This is a genomic window from Neisseria sp. P0022.S009, assembly GCF_051956675.1.
Classification (GTDB): Bacteria; Pseudomonadota; Gammaproteobacteria; order Burkholderiales; family Neisseriaceae; genus Neisseria.
Map to the genome: position 1 here is coordinate 339,457 of NZ_JBQCXE010000002.1, position 23,713 is coordinate 363,169.

The 23,713-nt window shown below is 50.9% G+C and carries 21 protein-coding genes and 2 tRNA genes; 5 read left to right on the top strand and 18 right to left on the bottom strand.

Annotated features, from left to right (window positions below):
* Positions 1-13: 13 nt before the first annotated feature.
* From ACTHUG_RS04720 to ACTHUG_RS04740, 5 genes are all read left to right on the top strand, one after another.
* Positions 14-1,252, top strand: coding sequence for an NAD(P)/FAD-dependent oxidoreductase (locus tag ACTHUG_RS04720; RefSeq protein WP_314576963.1), 1,239 nt, complete (start codon positions 14-16; stop codon positions 1,250-1,252).
* A 97-nt stretch (positions 1,253-1,349) separates the two neighbouring features.
* Positions 1,350-1,868, top strand: coding sequence for a hypothetical protein (locus ACTHUG_RS04725; protein WP_440386195.1), 519 nt, complete (start codon positions 1,350-1,352; stop codon positions 1,866-1,868).
* A gap of 3 nt (positions 1,869-1,871) precedes the next feature.
* Positions 1,872-3,074 carry a beta-ketoacyl-ACP synthase gene (locus ACTHUG_RS04730; protein WP_440386194.1) on the top strand — a complete coding sequence of 401 codons (1,203 nt, stop codon included), beginning with the start codon at positions 1,872-1,874 and terminating at the stop codon, positions 3,072-3,074.
* A gap of 172 nt (positions 3,075-3,246) precedes the next feature.
* Positions 3,247-5,469: an NADP-dependent isocitrate dehydrogenase gene (locus ACTHUG_RS04735; protein ID WP_440386193.1), complete on the top strand. Its 2,223-nt coding sequence runs from the start codon at positions 3,247-3,249 to the stop codon at positions 5,467-5,469.
* 59 nt (positions 5,470-5,528) lie between these two features.
* Positions 5,529-6,122, top strand: coding sequence for a LolA family protein (locus tag ACTHUG_RS04740; RefSeq protein WP_440386192.1), 594 nt, complete (start codon positions 5,529-5,531; stop codon positions 6,120-6,122).
* A gap of 54 nt (positions 6,123-6,176) precedes the next feature.
* On the opposite strand, the gene ylqF is transcribed toward ACTHUG_RS04740, so the two are convergent.
* The 18 genes from ylqF to ACTHUG_RS04830 all read right to left on the bottom strand — a co-directional run bounded on the left by ylqF (position 6,177) and on the right by ACTHUG_RS04830 (position 23,698).
* Positions 6,177-7,118 (bottom strand): ribosome biogenesis GTPase YlqF, encoded by a 942-nt coding sequence (ylqF, locus tag ACTHUG_RS04745; protein ID WP_440386191.1) that lies wholly within the window; start codon positions 7,116-7,118, stop codon positions 6,177-6,179.
* Positions 7,119-7,211: 93 nt separating this feature from the next.
* Complete coding sequence (locus ACTHUG_RS04750) at positions 7,212-7,436, bottom strand: protocatechuate 3,4-dioxygenase (protein WP_039862229.1); 225 nt, start codon at positions 7,434-7,436, stop codon at positions 7,212-7,214.
* A 34-nt stretch (positions 7,437-7,470) separates the two neighbouring features.
* Positions 7,471-8,325, bottom strand: a complete 855-nt coding sequence (gene rapZ / locus ACTHUG_RS04755; RefSeq protein WP_440386190.1) for an RNase adapter RapZ — start codon at positions 8,323-8,325, stop codon at positions 7,471-7,473.
* On the bottom strand, positions 8,306-9,268 hold the full coding sequence (hprK, locus tag ACTHUG_RS04760; protein ID WP_003747372.1) for an HPr(Ser) kinase/phosphatase: 963 nt from the start codon (positions 9,266-9,268) through the stop codon (positions 8,306-8,308). The genes rapZ and hprK overlap by 20 nt, the downstream gene beginning before the upstream one ends.
* A gap of 3 nt (positions 9,269-9,271) precedes the next feature.
* Positions 9,272-9,721 (bottom strand): PTS IIA-like nitrogen regulatory protein PtsN, encoded by a 450-nt coding sequence (gene ptsN / locus ACTHUG_RS04765; protein WP_003747374.1) that lies wholly within the window; start codon positions 9,719-9,721, stop codon positions 9,272-9,274.
* A gap of 269 nt (positions 9,722-9,990) precedes the next feature.
* On the bottom strand, positions 9,991-10,911 hold the full coding sequence (gene ubiA, locus ACTHUG_RS04770; RefSeq protein ID WP_070850695.1) for a 4-hydroxybenzoate octaprenyltransferase: 921 nt from the start codon (positions 10,909-10,911) through the stop codon (positions 9,991-9,993).
* A gap of 173 nt (positions 10,912-11,084) precedes the next feature.
* Positions 11,085-11,579 carry a chorismate--pyruvate lyase family protein gene (locus tag ACTHUG_RS04775; protein WP_440386189.1) on the bottom strand — a complete coding sequence of 165 codons (495 nt, stop codon included), beginning with the start codon at positions 11,577-11,579 and terminating at the stop codon, positions 11,085-11,087.
* Positions 11,569-12,225 (bottom strand): dethiobiotin synthase, encoded by a 657-nt coding sequence (gene bioD, locus ACTHUG_RS04780; protein WP_440386188.1) that lies wholly within the window; start codon positions 12,223-12,225, stop codon positions 11,569-11,571. Before bioD ends, ACTHUG_RS04775 begins: the two co-directional genes overlap by 11 nt.
* Positions 12,222-13,511: an adenosylmethionine--8-amino-7-oxononanoate transaminase gene (bioA, locus tag ACTHUG_RS04785; protein WP_440386187.1), complete on the bottom strand. Its 1,290-nt coding sequence runs from the start codon at positions 13,509-13,511 to the stop codon at positions 12,222-12,224. Before bioA ends, bioD begins: the two co-directional genes overlap by 4 nt.
* Before the next feature lie 52 nt (positions 13,512-13,563).
* Positions 13,564-14,469, bottom strand: coding sequence for a DMT family transporter (locus tag ACTHUG_RS04790; RefSeq protein WP_440386420.1), 906 nt, complete (start codon positions 14,467-14,469; stop codon positions 13,564-13,566).
* Positions 14,470-14,596: 127 nt separating this feature from the next.
* Entirely contained in the window at positions 14,597-15,799 is a 1,203-nt protein-coding gene (gene trpB / locus ACTHUG_RS04795; protein WP_440386185.1) for a tryptophan synthase subunit beta, read from the bottom strand.
* A gap of 112 nt (positions 15,800-15,911) precedes the next feature.
* Positions 15,912-16,322, bottom strand: a complete 411-nt coding sequence (locus ACTHUG_RS04800) for a hypothetical protein (protein WP_440386184.1) — start codon at positions 16,320-16,322, stop codon at positions 15,912-15,914.
* Between the two features lie 4 nt (positions 16,323-16,326).
* On the bottom strand, positions 16,327-16,929 hold the full coding sequence (locus ACTHUG_RS04805; RefSeq protein ID WP_070813819.1) for a DNA glycosylase: 603 nt from the start codon (positions 16,927-16,929) through the stop codon (positions 16,327-16,329).
* A gap of 36 nt (positions 16,930-16,965) precedes the next feature.
* Complete coding sequence (locus ACTHUG_RS04810; protein ID WP_440386183.1) at positions 16,966-17,586, bottom strand: phosphoribosylanthranilate isomerase; 621 nt, start codon at positions 17,584-17,586, stop codon at positions 16,966-16,968.
* A 116-nt stretch (positions 17,587-17,702) separates the two neighbouring features.
* Entirely contained in the window at positions 17,703-20,822 is a 3,120-nt protein-coding gene (locus tag ACTHUG_RS04815; RefSeq protein ID WP_440386182.1) for an Mbeg1-like protein, read from the bottom strand.
* Positions 20,823-21,143: 321 nt separating this feature from the next.
* Positions 21,144-23,369 carry a DNA internalization-related competence protein ComEC/Rec2 gene (locus tag ACTHUG_RS04820; RefSeq protein WP_440386181.1) on the bottom strand — a complete coding sequence of 742 codons (2,226 nt, stop codon included), beginning with the start codon at positions 23,367-23,369 and terminating at the stop codon, positions 21,144-21,146.
* 165 nt (positions 23,370-23,534) lie between these two features.
* A tRNA-Glu gene (locus ACTHUG_RS04825) sits at positions 23,535-23,609 on the bottom strand.
* A gap of 12 nt (positions 23,610-23,621) precedes the next feature.
* Positions 23,622-23,698: transfer RNA gene (locus tag ACTHUG_RS04830), tRNA-Arg, on the bottom strand.
* Between the last annotated feature and the right edge of the window lie 15 nt (positions 23,699-23,713).

A 23,713-nucleotide genomic window follows, 5' to 3' on the forward strand; every position in this document is an offset into this window, starting at 1 on the left:
AAGGTATTTTAAAATGTCCGTAGAATTTGACGTTGCCGTTATCGGCGCAGGTCCTTCAGGTTCGGTTGCTTCCGCTTTGCTGAACAAACAAGGCTTTAAAGTTTGCGTATTGGAAAAACAACATTTCCCACGCTTTGTCATCGGCGAAAGCCTGTTGCCGCATTGCATGGAAATGTTGGAAGAAGCCGGTTTTGCCGACGCAGTGCATGCCGAACCCAGCTTTCAATTTAAAGACGGCGCTGCGTTTTCATGGGGCAGCCGTTACACAGATTTCAACTTTACTGAAAAATTTTCAGACGGCCCCGGCACCATTTATCAAGTGCGCCGCGGCATCTTCGACAAAATCCTGATTGATGAAGCGGCAAAACAAGGCGTCGATGTCCGCTTCGGACACGGCGTAACCGCGTTTGACAACAGCGGCGATGTGGCACGTTTGAGCGTTGAGACCGATACAGGCGAAAACTATGAATTGACCGCTAAATTCGTTTTGGATGCCAGCGGTTACGGCCGCGTCCTACCCCGCCTTTTGGACTTGGAAAGCCCGTCCGAGCTGCCTCCTCGCCAAGCCCACTTCACGCATATCGACGACAACATCACCAGCCCGAAATTCGACCGCAACAAAATCCTGATCAACACGCATCCGGAACATCGCGATGTCTGGATTTGGCTGATTCCTTTCGGCGACAACCGCTGCTCCATCGGCGTTGTCGGTACGCCCGACAAGCTGGCCGGCGAATCAGAAGCCGTGTTGAAAAAATTTGTGTACGAATGCCCGATGCTGGCGGAAATCTTGGATAAAGCCGTTTGGGAAAACGACTTCCCGTTCCGCTCCATCCAAGGCTACTCTGCCAACGTGAAAACCTTATACGGCAAACATTTCGCCCTTTTGGGCAACGCCGCCGAATTCCTCGACCCCGTCTTCTCCTCCGGCGTAACCATTGCCCTGCACTCTGCCAAACTGGCTGCCGACTTGTTGGCCAAACAACTCAAAGGCGAAGCCGTCGATTGGCAAACCGAATTTGCCGACCAACTGATGATCGGCGTGAACGCATTCCGCACTTATGTAAACGGTTGGTACGATTTCCGCTTCCAAAATGCCATCTACGCGCCCAACCGCAGTCCTGAAATCAGCCGCATGATTTCGTCTATTTTGGCAGGCTACGCTTGGGACACGAACAATCCATTCGTGGAAAAATCCGAGCAACGCTTGTCCACACTTGCCGCATTGGTGGGCGATTTGAAGGTAGAATAAGGACGAATGCCTTTCAGACGGCCTCGCCTGAAAACAGAACAGGCCGTCTGAAAATCTACCCTCATCATTAAATATTTTGACCGATAGATAAAACCTTATGCGATTTATCCCTTTGCTTGCCACACTGCTGCTTTCTGCATGCGCAACCTCGCTCCCTCATCCGCAAACGCTGCCGCCGCTTTCCAAAGAAGGCCAATGGTTCAAACTTGAGCAGACAAATGCGGCGGGGCAAACCGTTCAAACCAATCTCTTGGCAGTCGAGCCTCATTCAGACGGCATCCGCTTTGTCCAAACCGATGCACTGGGCGCGCCGGTATCACGTCAATCGGTCAGCACCAAAGGCTGGAAAAACGACGGCTTTGTGATGCCCAATGCCACTTCGCGCCGACTGTTTGCCGCCTTATTACCGCTTTTGGCCGCCGAACACGCCGCCACGCTTTACCCTGAAGCCCGCCAACAAAATGCCACCCATCAAGGCTTCTGCCCTGACGGCAAAGGCGCGGTGTTCAGCTACCGCGAGCGTGATTTGTGGTGTGTCGCCCACCATTCCGAACAATTCCTCATCGGCTTCCCCGACCAAACTTTCTGGACGGTCAGCCCGATTGCAGAAGACTAATTCATGAATACTCCTGTTTATCTCAGCCGTCCGGCACTGACCAGCGCATTGGGCAGCGGCTTGCAAGTTCATGCCGATGCCTTGCTCACGCCGTCTGAAAACACGCCCCTGACTTTTTCAGACCAATGGGTCAAAGGCAAAACGCATGCTTTCGGTGCAGTCAAAGAAACCCTGATGCCTCTGCCCGACAGCATTCCCGAAGCGCATCGCAGCCGCAACAACCAGCTTATCCTGCACGCGCTTTCGCAAATAGACGGACTGATTCAGACGGCCATTGCCCGTTACGGCAAAGAAAGGGTCGCTGTCGTTACCGGTACGTCCACCAGTGGCGCAGACGAAAATATCCCTTTGTTCCAACACATTGTCCAAGGCGGTGGATGGACGGATGTTCCGTTCAAGCAGCTGCAACACACCATGGCTTCGCCCTCCGAATTTATCGCCCAAGTTTACGGTCTGGACGGCTTGCGCTATACCGTTTCCACCGCCTGCACTTCCGGTGCACGCGCCCTCATCAGCGCAGCCCGGCTGCTTCGTGCCGGATTGTGTGATGCTGTGATTTGCGGCGGCGCAGATACGCTTTCTCCGCTGACGATCAATGGTTTTGCCTCTTTGGAAGTGCTTTCAGACGGCATTGCCAAGCCTTTTTCCGCCAACCGCAACGGCATCAATATCGGCGAAGCGGCCGCATTTTTCGTAATGACGCGCGATGCCGATTTTGACGGCGAAATGCAGTTGCTGGGCTACGGTGCAAGCAGCGATGCCTACCATATGTCTTCTCCCCGCCCTGATGGTTTGGGGGCGGCCCAATCCTTTCAGGCTGCTTTGGATAAAGCCGGTTTGAAAGCGGAAGACATCGGCTGGATCAATCTGCACGGCACCGGCACGCAACACAACGACAGCATGGAAAGCCGGGCCGTTGCCGAAGTATTTGGCAGCCGCACCCTTTGCACCTCAACCAAACCGTCCACCGGTCATACTTTGGGTGCAGCCGGTGCGATCGAAGCCGCGTTTGCCTGGTTGATGGTCAACCGCCAATACAATCCGGAAGGCAAACTGCCGCCCCAACAATGGGACAACGTACCCGATTCCGAGCTGCCCAACATCGCTTTGACCGACGGCAACAGCCGCTGGCCGTCTGAAAAACGCATTGCCGCCAGCTCGTCTTTTGCCTTCGGCGGCAGCAATGCCGTTTTGATTATCGGATAAGTCCTTATATTTAGGCTGTCTTTTCAGACGGCCTTTTTCTTTTCCGCAACTTAAAAAACAATAACATCAAAACAACAACCAAATCCGCCGAAATATGCCATAATAGGCTTAGCACATTTCATCTCGCGATGTGCCCGAAAAGAAAAACTTAACCTACATAGAGAATGAACCCATGACTAAATCCACCATTATCTATACCTACACCGACGAAGCTCCTGCATTGGCCACCCAATCCCTGTTGCCGATTGTGCAGGCGTTTACCCGCCACGCCGATATTGATGTCAAAACCAGCGACATTTCTCTCTCCGGCCGTATTTTGGCGGCGTTCCCCGAATACCTGACTGAAGCGCAGCGCGTACCCGATGCGCTTGCCGAGTTGGGCGAACTGGTGAAACAGCCCGATGCCAACGTGATCAAACTGCCGAACATCAGCGCATCCGTACCGCAACTGACTGCCGCAATTAAAGAATTGCAGTCTAAAGGCTTTGCCGTTCCCGACTATCCTGCCGACCCGCAAACCGATGAAGAAAAAGCCGTACGCGAACGCTACGACCGCATCAAAGGCAGCGCGGTAAACCCTGTCCTGCGCGAAGGCAACTCCGACCGCCGAGCGCCTAAAGCAGTGAAAAACTTTGCGAAAAAACATCCGCACAGCATGGGCGCATGGACGAAAGACTCCAAAACCCACGTTGCCACCATGCAAAGCGGCGACTTTTTCCATAACGAACAATCCGTTACCGTACCCGATGCGACTTCCGTATCCATCGTGTTTACCGACAAACAAGGCAACAAAAAAGAGCTGCGCGAGCCTGTTGCCCTGAAAGCCGGCGAAATCATCGACGCGACCGTGATGAGCAAAAAAGCCCTGCTCGCCTTCCTTGCCGAACAAGTGAAAGACGCGAAAGCAAAAGGCGTTTTGTTCTCGCTGCACATGAAAGCCACCATGATGAAAGTGTCCGACCCGATTATCTTCGGACACGCCGTCAAAGTATTCTTCGCGCCTGTATTTGAAAAATTCGGCGACAAACTGGCTGCCGCAGGTGTCAACGTCAACAACGGCTTCGGCAACCTGCTTGCCAATCTTGACAAACTGGATGCGGACACCCGCGCTGCCGTTGAAGCTGAAATCGCCGCCGTTTACGCCGCCAACCCTGATTTGGCGATGGTCGATTCCGACAAAGGCATCACCAACCTGCACGTTCCTAGCGATGTCATCGTCGATGCTTCTATGCCTGCGATGATTCGTAACTCCGGTCGCATGTGGGACAAAGACGGCAAAGCGCAAGATACCAAAGCCGTCATTCCGGACAGCAGCTATGCCGGTGTTTACCAAGCAACCATCGACTTCTGCCGCGAACACGGCGCGTTCGATCCGACAACCATGGGTACGGTGCCCAATGTCGGTCTGATGGCGCAGGCAGCCGAAGAATACGGTTCACACAACAAAACCTTCGAAATCGAAGCCGACGGTCAGGTTCAAGTCATCGATGCAGCAGGCAATGTCCTGATGCAACACGACGTTGAAGCCGGTGACATCTGGCGTATGTGCCAAACCAAAGACGCGCCGGTTAAAGACTGGGTACAACTCGCCGTCAACCGCGCCCGCCTGAGCAATACACCAGCCGTGTTCTGGCTCGACGAAAACCGTCCGCACGACAAGAGCCTGCTCGCCAAGGTTAAAACCTACCTTGCCGAACTGGATACCGACGGCCTCGACATCCGCGTCCTCGCGCCTGAAGAAGCCGCTAAATTCAGCTTGGGCCGTCTGAAAAACGGCGAAGACACCATTTCCGTAACCGGCAACGTCCTGCGCGACTACCTGACCGACTTGTTCCCGATTTTGGAACTCGGCACTAGTGCGAAAATGCTGTCCATCGTTCCATTGATGAACGGCGGCGGTATGTTTGAAACCGGCGCGGGCGGCTCCGCACCGAAACACGTCCAACAATTCCTCGAAGAAAACCACTTGCGTTGGGACTCTTTGGGCGAATTCCTCGCGCTTGCCGTATCGTTTGAACATCTGGCGCAAAAAACCGGCAATACCAAAGCCCAAGTCCTCGCCGACACGCTGGATGCCGCCACCGAAAAACTGCTGTTGAACGACAAATCGCCCAAACGTAAAGCAGGCGAACTCGACAATCGCGGCAGCCATTTCTACCTCACCCTCTACTGGGCGCAAGAATTGGCGGCGCAAGACAAAGATGCCGAACTGAAAGCCGTATTTGCGCCGTTGGCAGCCGCTTTGACTGCCGACGAAGCCAAAATCGTTGAAGAACTCTCTGCCGTACAAGGCAAAGCAGTCGATATCGGCGGCTACTACGCAGCCAATCCTGAAAAAGCCGCGCAAGCGATGCGTCCGAGCGCAACCTTTAATCAGGCATTGTCAGCCTTATAATTAAAGCAATAAAAGGCCGTCTGAACTTTCAGACGGCCTCAGACCTTATAGGAAACACAATGAAAAAAACCATTCTTTCTCTTACTCTCCTCATCAGCGCTCCGTCCTTGTGGGCATTTTCCCCTGCCGAATTGGCACAAACCCTGCAAAAACCGCAAAACGTGCAAGGCAATTTTGTCCAACAACGCCAGCTCAAATCCCTCAGCAAACCCATGACCACCAGCGGCAGCTTTACCCTTGTCCCACAAAAAGGCCTGCTCTGGAAAATGCAAAAACCATTTGAAACCACCCTGCGCGTGCGTTCAGACGGCATCATGCAATGGAACGGCAGCCAATGGGTCAACCCAAATGCCAGCAAGCTTAACGGCCAAAGCCGCCAAATCAAACTCTTCCTCGACCTTTTGGGCGGCAATACCCAAGGCTTGGAAAAACAATTTGATTTGAAATTAAACGGCAACGAAAAAAAATGGACGTTGACCCTGACTCCGAAAACCGCCATTACCCGCCAAATCTTCAATCGTATCGAAATCAACGGCGATACGCTGGTACGTAAAATCGAATTGGACGAAAAGCAAGGCGACAAAACCACCATGCAGTTCAACCAAATCCAAACCGATAAAGCTCTGGACAGCTTCAGCCGTACCGCCCTGTAATTGTCTATCCCAACAAAAGGCCGTCTGAAAATAGATTTCAGACGGCCTTTTGTATTAATCGGCTGAAGGCTGCTGCCCTTTTCGTTCCGCCTTTCTGGCTTCGCGAATGGCTTTAAGTTCGGCTTCTTTCTGTCTGGCTTTTTTCAGCCAAGCCTCCCATTGGTTTGGCGTTTCCAGCGTGATTCTGCCGATTTTGCCTTCTCGGAAATCGGTCAGGATATTTTCAGCGGCCTTTTGATAGTTGACCCGTCCGCCGCTCAAAACCGCTCCGCGCTTCTTGGCAATCCACTCCAGCCAAGAAGTATCGTCCCAATGGCTGCTTGGATCTTTGTCGGCTTGATAGCGCTCTTGCAACAGGGCCAGATAATGGCGGCGGAGGTAATCCAAAAGCTCAAGCGCCACCTCTTCTTCGTCCAGCGCGTTGCGTCCGACTGCACCGCCGGCCGCAAGGTTGTATCCGCCTTCTTCAACAATAATTTTCGGCCACAACATACCGGGGGTATCGTAAAGCCAGAAATCGTCGGCAAGGAAAAGGCGCTGTTCGGCTTTGGTAATACCGGGTTCGTTACCGGTTTTGGCAGATTTTTTGCCGATCATGCCGTTAATCAAGGTGGATTTGCCGACGTTGGGAATACCGCAAATCAGGACACGCAACGGCTTCTCGATACCTTGGCGATGCGGAATCATGGCGCGGCAGGCTTGGGTGATTTTGCCATGTGTGCCGGTTTCGGAAGAATCCAGCGCAATGGCGCGGGTATCTTGGCGGCTGTTGTAGTGTTCGAGCCAAACTTTGGTGCGCTCGGGATCGGCAAGGTCTTGCTTGTTTAAGATTTTGAGTTTGGGCTTGCCTTTGGACAACTGGGCAAGCAAGGGGTTTTCGCTGGAAGCAGGCATACGCGCGTCCAACATCTCAATCACCATATCAACGCTTTTAATACGTTCGGCAATGGCTTTTTTTGCCTTGTTCATGTGGCCGGGAAACCATTGGATAGCCATGTCTTTTTGCTCTTTCTATTCGTATCTGAGGCCGTCTGAACAATCATTGTTTTTCAGACGGCCTCGATATTGGGATAATCGGTCAATCAGGATTTAGAGATTGCCATGCTCGTAGCTGTAATACCCAGCTTCATCCATACATTGCTCAAACGTTTTGGATGTATTTCCATTTTGGACTTGCGATTTGCAGGTATTGATTTGGCGGGAAACTTCAGCTTCACTCGCGCCGGTACGGTGCCAACGGTAAGCAGTAACAGGCTCTGTCGCGCAGGCGGTCAAGATAAGCAGGGATAATGCGGTCAGACTGATTTTTTTCATGGTTTCTTCCTTTGAGGCCGTCTGAAACGGCAAGTTAACGTCCTGCCAAGCTTTGTGCCTGACGGTGGCGGACAAGGAGTTCATAACAGCCTTTGAGGCGTTCGGCCAGTTTTTCTATAACATAAACGGAGCGGTGCTGACCGCCGGTACAACCGATGGCAATCGTCACATAACTGCGGCTCTCTTGCTGCAGGCGCGGCAGCCAGCGGTTTAAGAAATGCTCAATATCATCAACCATTTCTTGAACCAAAGGCTGCTGGTCCAAATAATCTTGAATGGGTTTGTCCATACCGGTAAAAGGGCGCAATTCCGGATCGTAATACGGATTGGGCAGGCTGCGCATGTCAAACATAAAGTCGGCATTATTGGGAACGCCGTATTTGAAACCAAAGGATTCAAGAATAACCAGCAAACCGATGCGTTCAATGTTGAGCCATTGTTGAACGGCATAACGCAGCTGCTGCGCGTTCATTTTGGACGTATCGATGCAATATGCAATGTCTTTGAGCGGAAAGAGCCATTCGCGTTCTTTTTGCAGGCTTTCCAACAAGGTCAGATTATGGCCGGACAAAGGATGGCCGCGGCGGGTTTCCGAGAAGCGGCGTACCAACACGCCCTCTTCTGCTTCAATAAAGAGGACTTCGACTTGATGCCCTTCATGCCGCAAATATTGGATTTGCTCTTGCGCTTCCTGAATATTGATACCAGAACGGATGTCAACGCTGACACCGAGTTTGGTTTCATCGGCACGTTCGATGTGGAGTGAAACCAACGACGGAAGCATTTCCAAGGGAAGATTATCGACACAGTAATAGCCCAAATCTTCAAGCTGTTTGAGGGCTACGGATTTTCCTGAGCCGGATAAGCCGCTAATCAGGACGATTTTCATGGTTTTGTTCGTTTTCTTTGAGTTGTGTTTGATGGCGTTCGAGGAATTCTTTGGTGCTGTCTTTGCCGCGCAATTGAAGGATGTAATTGCGCACCGCAGCTTCAACCAATACTGCTAAGTTTCGACCGATTGCAACAGGCAGGGTAACGGAACGGACACTGACGTTGAGGATAGATTCTGTTTCGGTACGGATGCTCAATCGATCGAGTTGTTTCATGTATCCGTCGTCAGCCGGAACCAAATTAATAATCAGCTGGAGGATTTTTTTCGGACGGATGGAGGTTTCGCCAAAAATATGGCGGATATTGAGTATGCCCAAACCGCGTACTTCGAGGAAATCACGCAGCATAGGCGGGCAACGGCCTTCCAGCATTTCCGGGCCGGTGCGGAAGAGTTCGACCGCATCATCGGCAATCAGGCTGTGGCCGCGCGAAATCAGCTCCAATGCCAATTCGCTCTTACCCAAGCCGGATTGTCCGGTAATGAGTACGCCCACTTCAAATACATCCAAAAATACGCCGTGCTTGATGGTGGAAGTCGCCAATGTGCGTTGCAGATAAATCCGCAAAACGTCCATCAAGTGCGGGCTTTCCTGTTTGGAAGTCAGTAAGGGGATACTGTTGGTATGGCAATAATCACGCAATTTGGGCGAAACCGGCAAACCGTTGGCGACGATGACCAAAGACATGGGGATGTCGAAAAGCTCGCCGAAATCATAGTTGAGTTCGCCCGATTCCAGACGGCGTAAATATTCGGCTTCGGCTACGCCGACAACTTGAATTTGGTTGGGATGGATAAAGTTTAAGTGGCCGACCAAGGCCAAGACGGGTTTATCGGCTTCGACACCGATACGGTTGTCCGCGCCGGAATTGCCGGCAGCCCAAGCAAGTTCGAGTTTGTGCTGATTGTCGGAAAACAGGCGGCGGACGGATATGCTGGGCATGAATTACTCTTCGGTCAGGAGTGTGCGTACTTCTTCGGCAGAAGTCGCGGCCATCAATGCTTCACGGACGGCTTTTTGAGAGAATCTGCCGGCCAGTTTGGACAAGACTTCCAAATGTTCGCCGGTAGCGTTTTCAGGCACAAGCAGGATGAAAATCAGGGAAACGGGTTTGCCGTCGGGCGCATCAAAGGCGACCGGCTCTTTGGTACGGATAAACGCACCGGTGGCTTTTTTCACGCATGCGTGACGGCCGTGGGGAATCGCCACCCCCTGCCCCAAACCGGTCGAACCGAGTTTTTCACGGGCAAACAGGCAGTCGAACACGTTGGCATTCGGTAATTCTGCTTCATTCTCCAGCAGCTGTGCGGCCTCTTCAAACAGACGCTTTTTGCTGCTGACTTCCAAATCCAAAACGATATGGGACAAAGGTAAAATTTCGCCGATCAGGCTCATATGTATCTCTTTTAAATGTCGCAAAACAATGGGATTGTACCGATTGTCGGTGCAAATCTCAATCCTGAAGGCGTAATTTACACTCGTCCCGCTAACATTTTCCATGTTGTTTTTGATATTTTTTAACGAGCCGAAAATAATCCAACCATTTGATTATGATTGATTTAAAGTAAAAATTCCATCATTGGCTAAATCACGGTTTAAATAAAAAGGAGTATGTCCGGCATACTCCTTTTCCCTTTCTTTTCAGACGGCCCCAACCTCGTTTTTTAAAACAGTTTGGACACCAAAAACAACCAGAAATAATGGCAGACCAATCCGCAAAACCACGCCAAGCCGATGCGGTTGTTGGCCAAAAACGTTTGGAAGCACAACTGACGGTCGCGCGTACGGATGGCGGCATATTGTTGGCACTGCCAATACGCAGTTATCGGCAATACCAGCCAATACGGCCAAGTTGCGCCGATTTTGATACCCAACACCGCCATCAATACGGTAAACCAAAAATGGCAAAGCATGGCTGCGCTAATGTCGTGATGGCCAAATGTGATTGCCGAAGTTTTAATGCCGATTTTCAAATCGTCTTCTTTGTCCGCCATGGCATAAATCGTGTCGTAAGCCAGCGTCCATAAGGCATTGGCGGTAAACATCAGCCACGCTTCGGGAGGCACTCGGCCTTGCACGGCGGCAAAGGCCATGGGGATACCGAACGAAAATGCCAGTCCCAAATAAAACTGCGGCAACGGGAAAAAGCGTTTGGTAAAGGGATATGTGACGGCCAGAAACAAGGCCGGAAGGCTCATCAGCCAGGTAAAGCGGTTGAGCGGCACCAGACACAAGGCCGCCATCAGACACAACATGACGGTCAAAAGCAGCGCTTCGGTTTTGGAAACCAAACCTTTGGCAAACGGGCGGTTTTTGGTGCGCTCTACTGCGCCGTCAAAATTGCGATCGGCAAAGTCGTTCACGACGCAGCCTGCGCTGCGCATTAAAAACGTGCCTGCAGTAAAGGCAATAAAAATATCCGCATCGGGAACGCCTTTAGACGCAATCCACAATGCCCAATAAGTCGGCCACAGCAAAAGCAGGGTGCCGATGGGTTTGTCGATGCGCATCAGTTTGGCGTATATCACCATCCGTCCGACAGCGTAACGCGGTAAAAATTGTAGGAAAAAGCGCCGTATGTTCATTGGTGTAATGTGTCGTTGTATATGTATTGATGCTGAAGGAAAGGCATTTTAGAGCCTTAGCTCTTATTATAATTTATTGCCGTCTGAAATCAAACGAATCTTAACGATTTAATTTGTTGTATTATAACAGAATTATGACAAACATCGGCAATCGGTTTTCTTTTCAGACGGCCTTATCGGTATAAATCTATTAATTTCAATAAGAAATATTCTGTTAATTCCAATATTTCGCCGTTCCAATCGAAATACGAACGGCGCGCGGTAACAGGCCGTCTGAAAGACGGATGATCGGCATCTTCAAAACGAAGAAACTCAAAATCCGAACGTTTCAATGGCAATGTACCGTCAAACAGACGCTCGCCCAAAGGCTGCGTTCCGCAATCCAATAATTTAGTCCATAGACGGCTATCCGGCCGGCACGCGCTTCTGGCTTGTATCACTGTTTCGCCGTCCAGTTTGAGCAAAACATCGCGCACAAAGATTTCTTCTCCGTTTTCCTCCTCCTTCGTCAAACCCAAATACACCGGCTCGACTGAAAAATCCTTACCTGAAGCGCGCAACGCAGCGGTTAGCGAAGAAACGGTCAGCAAATGTCCGACCTTAGACGGCAGAAGACTTGAAGCTTCTGCATATGAGCAAAGCGTGCCACTCGGTATATCAAGCTCCATCTGGCACCTCTGTTTTGGCCAACTCCTGCCATTGGGCTTCAGGAAATTCATCTTTCAGACGGCCTTTAAGATATTCCAAGGTGTCGCCGGCAACGGTTTCATCTTTGCTGTCGTGGATATGGTTGAAAATCAGGCTGTGTAACCGGATACCGTATTGTTTGAGCGCGGCGAAGCTAAGCAGGGTATGGTTGATGCTGCCGAGCCGCCCGCTGGTAACGAGAATGACGGGATAAGCCTGTTGCTGAATATAATCAATGGTTAACAGGTTTTCCGTCAGCGGAACCATCAATCCGCCTGCGCCTTCGACCAATACGATTTCGTATTGTGCCGCCAGTTGCTCCGTGGCGGCACGGATTTTGTTCAAGTCCAAAGTCCTGCCGTCCAGACGGGCGGCGAGGTGGGGCGAGGCGGGATAGCTGAAGATTTCGGGCATGGTCAGCCGCTGTTTGTCGGCTTCCTGCATGGGTATGCCCATGATGTTGCGGTGGACGGCGATGTCGTCGGCGATGTTTTGGCAACCGGTTTGCACGGGCTTTTGCGTGATCACGCTCTTGCCCTGCTGCAACAATTGTTTTGCCAACATGCCGGTGGCGACGGTTTTGCCGATGTCCGTGTCTATGCCGCTGACGAAGTAAACGCCTTTCATTTGCTGTGTTCCTTCAAGATTTGTACGGTTTTGTCGGCAAGTTCGGTCAAGAGGCCGTCTGAAATGATGTAAGGCGGCATGAGGTACACCAGCCTGCCGAATGGGCGCACCCAAATTCCCTGCACCACGCAATCCGCTTGAAAACGCGCCATATCCACGCCTTTTTCCAGCTCGATCACGCCGATGGCACCCAAGACACGTACGTCTTTCACGCCTCGAATGTCCCATGCAGCGTTCAGACGGCCTTTTAAGATGCTTTCAATGCGACGGATATTTGCCTGCCAATCTTGGGACAAAAGCAACTTGACCGAAGCGCAGGCAACGGCACACGCCAGCGGGTTCGCCATAAACGTCGGGCCGTGCATAAAAACACCCGCTTCGCCGCGCGAAATCGTTTCGGTGACTTTTTGCGAAGTAATCGCCGCCGCCAGCGTCATATAGCCGCCGCTCAAGCCCTTGCCGATACACATAATATCCGGTACGACCTCCGCGTGTTCGCAGGCAAACATCTTGCCCGTGCGCCCGAATCCGGTTGCGATTTCGTCAAAAATCAACACGATATCAAATTCGTCACACAAATCGCGCAATCCGCTAAGATACTGCGGATGATAAAAATACATACCGCCCGCGCCCTGCACGACCGGTTCCAAAATAAAGGCGGCAATGTCCGCATGATGCGCTTCAAACAAGGCGCGGACAGGCTGCAAATCCGCCCCGTCCCATTCATCGTCGAAACGGCTTTGCGGATTATCGACAAAATAACGCTGCGGCAGAGCGCTGCCGAAAATATGGTGCATCCCCGTTTCCGGATCGCAGACGGACATCGCGTTCCAAGTATCGCCGTGATACCCGCGCCGCACCGTCGTGATATTCTGCTTCGCGGTCAAACCCCGCGCCTGCTGGTATTGTACCGCCATCTTCAGCGCGACTTCTACCGAAACCGAACCCGAATCCGCATAAAAAATACGGTCCAGCCCCTGCGGCAAAATCCCGACCAATAATTTGCCCAGTTCCACCGCCGGCTCATGCGTCAAACCGCCGAACATCACATGCGACATCTGTTTAATCTGCGCCTCAACCGCCTGATTCAAAACAGGATGATTATAGCCGTGTATCGCACACCACCAAGACGACATCCCGTCAATCAGCCGCGTACCGTCCGCCAATTCGATATGCACGCCCTCCGCTCGGCGCACCGGATAAACAGGCAACGGGTCGGTCATAGATGTATAAGGATGGAGCAGATGGGTGCGGTCGAAATCGAGCAGGGAGGAATGTTCGGACATGTTAAAAACAATGATTTGATCAGTTTCATTATTATATAACATATTTTCTATTTCAGACGGCACGTCTTCCGTACTGCATCAACGCCAATCCGCCCACCGCCGCCAAACAGCCGGCAACCAAGGAAACATGCAATGCCTCGCCCAAAAACCAAGCGGAACACAAAATGCCGAATACCGGCACCAAAGTGATGTACGCCGCCGCGCTGCCTGCGCCCAAAGTCTTCACGCCTTCAAAATACCACGCATAGCTCAAGACCGTTGCACCGACAGACAAGCCAATCAAAGCAAACCAGCCCCTGCCGTCCATTTCGGCAAGCATACCAAACGGCAGGCCGTCTGAAATCAGCGCCGGCGGCAGCAACATCATTGCACCCAGCCAAGCGGTGGCCACGGTAACCGTCAGCGCGTCAATCCCCTGCAACACCGCCCGGCCTATCATCGTATAAGTGACCAAGCAGCAAAGGCTGAAAAACACCAGCACTTCGCCCCACCCTAGGCCGCCGCCCGACAAAAACGCCGCAATCTCGCCATGCGTGACCGCCCATATCGAGCCTGCCACAGCTAACAGCATACCCGACACAATCTTGCCGTTGAGTTTTTCTCCAAACAGCAAAGCCGCAAAAAACATCGTCAACACAGGATTAAACGTAACCAACACCGTCGCCCTCGAAGCAGGAATCCTCTGCAAACCCAGCATAGACAATACGGTAAAACCAAATACGCCGAATGTCGCCGCCAGCGCCAATCCAAGCCATTGTTTGCGCGACAAAACCGCCAAAGTACGCAACCGATACCGTGCAAACAGCCAGCCCAAAAGCAAGATTGCCGCCGTCAAAAAGCGCAGCATACCGCCCGTTAAAGGCGGCAGCGCCTGTCCCAACATCCGCCCCATCGGCCAAGATGCGCCCCAAAACGCCGCCATGCCCAATAGTTTTAGATGGATTGCCAAATGTTTCATAATCACAATAAATGGATAACTTGGATAATCGGTTTTAAGCTTGCGCCAACCATCACGGAAACAAAGGCCGTCTGAAAGACTGAAATCCAGCTTTTTCAGACGGCCTTTACTGCTCAATCAATCAGGCTTACAACTCAATGCCTTTAAGTTTTGCCACGGTATTGATGTCTTTGTCGCCGCGGCCAGAGAGGTTGACCAAAATCACTTGGTCTTTGCTCATTTTCGGCGCGTTTTTCACCGCCCAAGCTACGGCGTGGCTAGATTCCAGCGCAGGAATAATGCCCTCGAAACGGCAGAGCAAATCAAAGGCTTCGAGTGCTTCGTCGTCTTTGGCAACGGTGTATTCCACGCGGTTGATGTCGTTCAAATGGCTGTGTTCCGGGCCGATGCCTGGGTAGTCCAAGCCTGCGGAAACAGAGTGCGTACCCAGGACTTGGCCGTTTTCGTCCTGCATCAAATAGCTGCGGAAACCGTGCAGTACGCCGATAGGGGCTTTGCTGGTAATCGGTGCGGCGTGGTCGGGGGTATCCACGCCCAAACCGCCGGCTTCTACGCCGATCAAACGTACGTTTTCTTCTTCGATATAGGGATGGAACAAACCGATGGCGTTCGAGCCGCCACCCACGCAGGCAACGGCAACATCAGGTTGGCGGCCGATGGCTTCCAACATTTGTTCTTTGGCTTCATTGCCGATCACGCATTGGAAATCGCGTACCATTTCGGGATACGGCGCAGGGCCTGCGGCAGTGCCGATGATGTAGAACGTATCGTCCACGCGGGCCACCCATTCGCGCATGGCTTCGTTCATCGCGTCTTTCAGCGTGCGGCTGCCGCTGTCGACGCTGACCACGTTCGCACCCAATAATTTCATGCGGAACACGTTGGGCATTTGACGTTGGATATCGTCTGCGCCCATGTACACGTCGCAAGTCATGCCGAAGCGTGCGGCAACAGTGGCGGAGGCCACGCCGTGCTGACCCGCGCCGGTCTCAGCAATCACGCGTTTTTTGCCCATGCGGCGGGCAAGCAATGCCTGACCGATGGTGTTGTTGACTTTGTGCGCGCCGGTGTGGTTCAAATCTTCACGCTTCAGCCAAATTTGTGCGCCGCCCAAATGCTCGGACAATCGCGCGGCATGGTAAACAGGGCTGGGACGGCCGACATAGTGTTTCAAATCATGGCGGAACTCTTCCCAAAATGAAGGATCTTCTTTCGCCGCTTTATAGGCTTCTGCCAATTCTTGCAAAGCAGGAATCAGGGTTTCGGAAACATACAGACCGCCGTGTTCGCCGAAAAAGCCTTTCTCGTCGGGAGCGTGATAATTTTTCATGGGATTTTTCCTTGTTCGTTTTCTGGTTTCAGACGGCCTGATTCAGTAAAGGGTCGTCTGAAAGTAAAAATTGTCAGCAATTATAGCCGTTTTCCATTCATCTTGTCGGCAACTAATTGAATAATAATATCAGCAGACAAAATAGGAACAACAGCGTACTGCTCGATGTTGCAAGCAATGCCGCACCCAACGGCGGTGCAATATATTTTTCTTCGTTTTTGTTTCTCAGGCATATTTTTAGTGCCAACATTCCCAGCCACAGTGCCAGCAACCAACAACCCAGAAAGTTAAGCGCAAGCAAAGCAATAATCAACGAATCGGTATTTATGGTACTTGTGTTCAAAAATATCCAATTAAGGCCGTTAACAGACATAATGACTGTAGATATTTGTATCACATACAAAAGCGTTCCGCCCAACAATATCTTGATATGCCATTGTTTAGCCTTCAACCACACTGAGACGACATTAAAAAGCCACCACAACGCCATAAACGTCATTAAAGAGATTTCATAACGGTCCATCGCCCTACTCCTGAAAAACAGTCAATCCAGCCGTTTCGAAAAAAGCCCGATACGCCGCCGCTTTTTTCGCCAAACTCAAAGGATAGGCGCGCGAAGTCGAAGGCAGGCGCGTCAGGGTCAACTCACGTCCAGCATAGGGAAACGGCACTGTTTCGCCGGTTTTCGGCATTTTCATGCCGCTGCCTTGAATCTCCAACAAAACTTCGGTTGCCTTACCGCCGGTGGTGCAAAGATGGCGACACTCGGGCATTTGCGCCAATACTGCCGCCAAATCGACGGTCTCTATCACTTTTAAAAACTTATCCGAAGCATTGCCATGTTCGCGTATTGCCTTCAATACGGTCGGACAGGATGCAATCCCCTTCTCACTTAAAAACGCTTTGATTTTATCGGCATCAAACGCCTTTTCGCCCTGCTTTTGAAAATGCGCCGCATCGCCGAAAAACACCAGCCCGTACACGCGCCACATATCGTTTTGAAAATTCGGATAATGAAACTGCATCGCGTGTTTTTCTTCTTTAGGCGGAAACGTCCCCATCATCATGACCGTTGCCTGCGGCGGCAACAAGGCTGCGAAAGGGTGGGACTCAACGATTGGCTCTTGCATATCTGTATTCCGGTTGCTTTGAATTCAAACAAAATTTCAGACGGCCTTTACCGCCTGAATAAACGCCGCCATTTTCTCCCTGCTCTTAACCCCGCCGGAGATTTCCACGCTACCGGACACATCCACCGCCGCCGCACCACTGATTTTTACCGCTTCGGCAACATTTTCCGCAGTCAATCCGCCGGCCAGTATCCACGGTTTGCCGATATTGCCGTGCAACATGGTCCAGTCGAAACTTTGTCCCGTACCGCCGTATTCGGTCGGATGATAGGCATCAAACAGCAAAGCGCGGGCATTCGGAAATTTGGCACAGGCCGTCTGAATATCGGCAGCGGACTGTACGCGCACGGCCTTCAAATACGGGCGGTCAAACCGACGGCAAAAATCATCGTCCTCATCGCCATGAAACTGAATCACATCTATCGGCACCTGACGCAAAATCTCACGGATGGCTTGCTCTTTTTCATTCACAAACAAGGCCACCACCGATACAAACGGCGGCAAATTTCTCACAACCGCCTGCGCCTGCTCAATATTTACAGCCCGTTTACTCTTGGCGTAAAACACCAGCCCGATGGCATCCGTGCCCAATTCGGCCGCAGCCAGCGCGTCTTCAGGTCGGGTAATACCGCAAATCTTGGTGCGTATGGTGTTCATGGCGATGGCCTTTTTAAACAGATGGGTCGGATATTATATAGTTAACAAACACAAAGTTTAAGGCCGTCTGAACATGAAATATCAAGTTCAGACGGCCTTAAACTTCAAAATAACCATCAGCCGATAATATTAGCGGCCGTCAGCTGCGCAGCGTCTTCGTTGTAGAAACGTGCAAACTCTGTATTGCTTTCAGCTCCTGCCCCCCGATACGCCAAGGTTTTTTGGGTGCTGTTGAACACAAGATACGAGCGGTCGGGGCTGAATGTATCCACATCGCGGACAAACAAATCCGCCCAGCCGACCTGGCTTTCTTTCTCATTAAGCAGCGGACGCATGGCGCTCAAATCCAACTTGTCTTTGACCGGATTGAAATCCAGCAAGTGATCCAGTTTGCCCTCACGAACATCCCACGCAGTAAATGCCACCGTATCTCTACCCTCGCCGGTAACAATGGTATCGCTACCCAGTCCGCCTGCCAGATAATCATTGCCATCGCTGCCTTTCAATACATCGTCAGCCGCGCTGCCATGCAAGGCCGCTACGCCTTTGTTGTCTCCACTGATGCTGACAGACCAATCAAAGCCGTTTTTGCCTAAGTCGATTTCCTTGCCGTTTGCCGCATACGCCATCTTATCGCCCTGCTGGTGCGCCGTCATTTCCACGCCTTTGAGTGACAGGACGTTACCGGCTGCATCCTCTGTCTGAACCACGGCAAGCATGGGCCGGTCATCGGTATAAATAGCAGAGGTACCGGTTGCGTATGGCGTTTCTTGGGCATCATTACTGCTGCTACCCCATTTCTTTTCAATGCCGTCTGAAAAACCGTCTTGGTCAGAATCCATCAAATAAGGATTTTTGTAATGCTTGTCGATACGTTTACCTTGGGAGAAGTATTGTTCAAGTTCGGTATCAGACTCATAAAAGCTGGTCATATTGTGTTTGCCCCATACATCATCGCTTTTAAAATCCAAAACCTTGGCATTCGGGTATCTGCCCAATCCTTTATGAACTTGGGACGCAGCAGCACCTGCAAGTACACCTGCTGCAACGCCAAATGGCCCAAAAACAAGCCCTCCCAAAAATGCACCAATACCCGCACCTGTTTTGCCTGAAAAACCATCTCCAACCCATTCGCCTTTGATTACATAGGAATTGGTTTCATACAGATGGCGTGCCTGTGTTGTATCCGAGTTGTCCGTGATACGTGTTTCCGCCATTTTATCGGCCATATCCCGTGCTTGTTTTAAAGCTTCGGGCGAATCGCTGTCCACATTCAAAACAGCCGGATTAAACAGACTGCTGCGTTTGAAATCACTTGCCCAATCATTACGCTGTTGCATGGTATGTGCGGCAAAGTATTCTGCAAGATAGCCGCCCAACGAATGTCCGGTCGAATACACATTTTTGGCATGAAGCGTATCAATATAACGGGCAATGTCATTCAGATATTTGGTTTGAGCCGGCAAATTACCGGTCATAATGTTCAAATCAGCCAAAACATCTTTAATGCTGGTAGCCTGCGTACCTCTAAACGCTACCACGACATTTTCCCAACCGCCCTTCTTGTTCGAATTGCCGAAAATCGCATAATCCAAACCGCCTCCCGGACTACCTGCCTTAAGCAATGTCCATTTCCCAACCAATTCAGATACATTGGCCTGATTGCTAAAATATTTGTCGTTAATATTCTTAGCAATAGAAGCATATTGCGTATTCCACCAATAATCGCCTTTAAACAAAGTATGCAGTTCAGATGGAGAATGATACGCCAATGATGAGAACATCCGTAAATCGCGCTCGGAAACATTCCACTCCTGTGTATTGCGGTCAATGGCATCGACCAAACCGTCGCCATCACTGTCTTTGGTAAAAATAGAATGCTGAGCCTGTTTATAACTGGGTCGAACAATATCATTGACTCTTTTTTGAGTGGCAATATTTTCCCAATACTGCAAAGAGGCCGTCTGAAGATGCTGCCCTTGTACGGTGGCATGTGTGACGGCATGACCATCTTTGTAAAGCACACGCATGGTCACGCTGTCTTGGCTGGTATCATGTTCGGGGTATTTAAAGGTTTTTGCAAAATCCGCCTCTCTATCCGAAAATTTATAATTGGATACAGATGAATAGGTCTTGTGTTGCTCTCTAAGGGTCAATGTTTCGCCTGTTTCACGAATCGTAAATACCCAATCTTCAAGGACAGGATTACTGACGCTTGGACGAGTAGTAAGACTGATATCCTTCTTACTCAAACCTTCAAAATGAATGCTGTTATGGCCCAAATTGTCTGAAATGACATCATGGCCGCTGCCGCGGCGGAACACATAAGTATCATCTCCGCTACCACCTTCAAGCGTGTCATTTCCTTCGCCGCCATCTAAATAATCATTACCGGCATCGCCGCGTAAAATATCGTTGCCGGTACCGCCGTAAAGTTTGTCGTCGCCATCGCCCGCCAACAGCAAGTCATAGCCTGCCTCTCCGCGAAGCACATCATTACCGCGGCCTCCGATCAAACGGTTGTTGCCGATGTTGCCGATTAGGACGTTGTCGGAATGGTTGCCGAAGCCGAAATAATTGCCGCTGCCGGTCAAGGTCAGGTTTTCGACATGTGTCGGCAAACGGTAAGTCATACCTGTGTAGACCGTATCAATGCCGCCATTGGCTTCTTCGATAACGACATCGTTTTGACTGTCCACATAATATGTATCGTTGCCATTACCTCCGCGCATTACGTCTGCACCGATTCCGCCGTCTAAAACATCGTCGCCTTCGTTTCCTTCCAAATAATCGTTACCATGATCGCCACGCAAAATATCGTTGCCGTCGCCACCATAAAGTTTGTCGTCATCATCGCCTGCCAGCAGCAAATCATTACCCGCCCCGCCGTAAAGCACATCATTGCCACGACCGGCGCTCAAACGATTGTTGCCGCTGTTGCCGATAAGGACGTTGTCGGAATTGTTGCCGAAACCAAAAATATTATCGTGGCCGGTCATCGTCAGGTTTTCAACATAATTCGGCAACGTATAAGTCGTATGGGTATAAACCGTATCCGTACCCTCGCCGTACCTTTCAACGATTTGGTCATTCCGGTTGTTCACAATAAAGGTATCGTTTCCTAAGCCGCCGTAAAAAATATTGTGTCCCAAGCTGCCATACAGCACATCATCACGACGCGTGCCGATAATCACTACAGACTCTTCGTTATTAGGTTGGTTTTGAGTTTCAGTCATTTCTTTATCCCTTTGTTAAATTTAATTTGAATATGCAATAATGCGTTTAGATTATATAAGCAAGCTAAAAACAAGTGAATTTATTCAGCCAAACAGATTCAAAATGCTTATCAAATTAACAACAGTTATAAAATGACTTCGTGATTATTAGCTCCTTTTTAAATTGCCTATTTTTTCATCAAAATCAATTTATTCTTTATTATCAATAATTAAACCAAACTATCCACAATTGGATTCACACAAAATTTGGATAATGCCCGTCAATAATAAAAAAATATCAAGGCCGTCTGAAAAAGTCTTTCAGACGGCCTTTTATCCTTTTTACTCAAACGGTTTCTTCTGCCAATAAAACTTGTCCTTTTTCAGACGGCCTTGGAACACATCGTCTTGCCCCAAAACAAACACCAATGCGCCTGACAAATCCGTTCTCAACAAAGTAATACCGTGCGCACGAACACGATTTTGTACGGCAACGGTCGGATGTTTGTAGGCATTGGCATAGCCGCTGGATGCCACGGCATATTGCGGCGAAACCGTATGCAGAAAGCTGCCTGACGAAGCCGTGCTGCTGCCGTGATGTCCCAATACCAACACTTGGCTATACAGCGCATTGCCGTATTTCTCAATCAAACCGGCCTCGCCCTTCACGCCCAAATCGCCGGTTATCAACAAGGCTTTGCCGTTTGCCACAACACGCAATACGCAGCTCTGGTCGTTATCTTCCTTGCCCGTATTTTCAGACGGCCGGAGCAACTCGAAATCTACGCCGTCCCATTGCCATTTGTCTTCTTGGCAAAACTCTGCATTCGGATAAAACTCAGGTTGTCCCGCAAGCAATTTATCAGCACCGACAGCCGCCACACATTGAAAACCGCCGTCATGGTCAATATCATGGTGCGACAAAATCAGGCTGTCCAAACGGCGCACACCCATCGCGTTCAAACTCGGCACAATACCTGTTTGCGCCACTTGCTCCGTTCCCGTATCAAACAAAAGATTGCGGTTACGCGTTTGTATCAATACCGACAAACCTTGCCCCGCATCCATCACCGTAACTCTTGCCACCCCCTCCTCCAGCTTGGCAGGACGGTAAAACACAAAACCCAATAAAACCAGACATGCCCAAGGTTTCAAGCCCATTCCTTTAGGCAGCAATAACAGCAAAGCCGCCATCATCGCCAACACCAGTAAAGGCACGGGCGCCGCTGCGACGGCAAATTCAGGCGATACCGTAGCCAGCCATACCAAACCGCGTAAAGTATATTCTGCCAAGAATGCCGCTACCAACTGGACAAGTTCAAACGGGAAAACCGAACCCAGCAAAGCCAACGGCGTCAACACCCAAGAAAACCAAGGAATAGCCAGTGCATTAACCAACGGGCTGAGCAAAGGTAACGAAGCAAACAAATAGCCCAGCAATACCACCGACAATACCGTTGCCGCCCATTGCCCCCGTACAGCCAAACGCCAGCCCGACTCTTTCAGACGGCCTGATGAAGCCCAAATCAAAGCAGCAACCAAACCGAAAGACAACCACGTTCCCACACCCAATACGGCCAACGGGTCCAACAACAAAACAACGGCCAAAGCCTGCCACCATGCCACCCAGCCCGAGCCGCCACTGCCGCGCCACCATGCCCACGCAAACGCAGCCAACATCAACACACTGCGTTGCGTCGGTACGGAAAAACCGGCTAAAAGCGCATAAAACAAAGCCCCGGCAACACCGCCGGCCAATATCCACACACGCGGTTTTGCCGGAATCCACGGCGAATAACGAAAAATTCGCTTGATCAGCCAGGCAAACAATACCGCCACCATCGTTACATGCAGGCCCGAAATACTGACCAAGTGCGTCAGCCCCAAAGGACGGAATGCCTGCCACAAAGGCGGCCGCAACGCCGATTGCTCGCCAATACTCAAAGCACGCATCAGCCCTATGCCGTCTGAAAACTCAGGATATTTGTCCGCCGTTCCCTGCCAACTTCGGCTTACCGCATCACGCATATTAGCCAAACCGAAACCGCCGCCTTGCCGCACGAGTTTCCTGTCGCGCCCCAAAGTACCCATGCCATCGATACCATTGGCCAAAGCCCATGTTTCACGGTTCAAACCGCGCACATTCACTTCACCGATCACAGGCCTTACCCGCGCCGATACAGACCACCGACTACCCACCATCCAATCGCGCCGCTGATAATCTGACAACATCAAATCAAAAGCCTGACCACGCTCATCCCAAGCCCTTGCCGCAAACTGCACGCGCCGACCATCATCACGCGGCATATCCACCACTTCAACCATCAAAACTTTAGCCGCCACCTCCCCTACAGGCCATTGCCCGGCCAACACCAGCCCTGTCCGCCACACACCAAACGCCATGCCCATGCAGACGGCCAGAGCCAACCAAGCCACAGCAAATCTTCGACATAACGCAAGCGCGCCAATGATTACAGACAACCAAGTCCACCATGGCGGCACAAACGGCAACGCAAACGAAAGCACTACACCAACCACCCAAGCAGGCAACACAAACCGCCACGCCATGAACGTTTCCCTTAAATTATGATTATTGGATATATAATAAATGCTTTTAGTAGATTATGACAAATGTCGATTAGCCGTTATCAGATAAAAGATATGCTTAAATTATTTCAAAGCCGATAGACGCAAAAAAGCGCAATCTGAAACAGATTGCGCTTTTTTATAAACTGGCACGCCCACGGGGAATCGAACCCCGGTTACCGCCGTGAAAGGGCGATGTCCTAACCGCTAGACGATGGGCGCGGAGATTTTCTGTGGCGCACCCGGAGCGATTCGAACGCCCGACCCTCTGGTTCGTAGCCAGATACTCTATCCAACTGAGCTACGGGTGCATCAAGAAAGATTTG